At 47.3% G+C, this 294-nt stretch carries 1 protein-coding gene; it reads left to right on the plus strand.

Annotated features, from left to right (window positions below; translation table 11 throughout):
- Positions 1-294 (plus strand): TonB-dependent receptor domain-containing protein (locus tag BTV99_RS13140; protein WP_143507249.1); only part of this gene is annotated, 294 nt, incomplete at both ends.

Genomic DNA, 294 nt, shown 5'->3' on the forward strand with positions numbered 1-294 from the left:
GAGTTCCGTCATCAAGGTCTAGAGTTAGAGGCACGAGGTAAGCTACGTGATAACTGGGATGTGTCTGCAGGTTATAGCTATATTGATGCAGAAGATAAAAAAACGGGCCTAACGCCAAACGATGTACCGAACCAAACGTTCTCGTTATGGACAGCTTATCAACCTGATGACCAATGGCGTATTGGCGGCGGTGTGAACTATATTAGTGATCGCTATGCCGGAGATGCAGAGGCAGTCGAGCTAGCGGGTTATACGACCGTAGATTTAATGACCGCCTATAGCATGGGCAAACAT

Source organism: Psychrobacter sp. Rd 27.2 (assembly GCF_001921755.1).
Classification (GTDB): Bacteria; Pseudomonadota; Gammaproteobacteria; order Pseudomonadales; family Moraxellaceae; genus Psychrobacter; species Psychrobacter celer.